Here is a 468-nt window from a genome sequence, read left to right on the forward strand (position 1 = left end):
CTATGATTATACATTGGTGCGAAGAAAATTTAAAAAATTATAGTTCGGCGTGGTTTTTTCAATATCGTAATTTGAGACGAATTGATTATAAATTAAAAGAGTTTGGTCATGAGATAGTAGATATTCATCATTATTACTTACCAAATTCTAATATAACATCTATAGATCCTATTATTAATGTAAAATGGTATGAGTATGAAGAGATTTTCCAATTCAAAAATGATAAAAGATTTCAAGAAGCTCTTGCTTTTGATAAAAATAATCCAGATATGCTTGCAGTTGCAGCATTTGATGGAGATAAGATAATGGGAATGGCAGGAGCAAGTGCAGATAGTAAAAATATGTGGCAAATTGGAATTGATGTTTTACCTGAGTATCGCAGTAAGAGAATTGGAAGAAGTTTAGTTGCACTTTTAAAAAATGAAATTTTAAGAAGAGGTAAAGTACCATTTTATAATACATCAGGAT

General features: G+C 29.1%; 1 protein-coding gene. It reads left to right on the top strand.

Annotated elements, in window-relative coordinates:
- Positions 1-71 precede the first annotated feature (71 nt).
- On the top strand, positions 72-468 hold a 397-nt coding region (locus NG904_RS17115), incomplete at its 3' end, for a GNAT family N-acetyltransferase (RefSeq protein WP_252232948.1).

This window comes from Clostridium sp. ZBS15, from assembly GCF_023845705.1.
Taxonomy (GTDB): domain Bacteria; phylum Bacillota; class Clostridia; order Clostridiales; family Clostridiaceae; genus Clostridium; species Clostridium aquiflavi.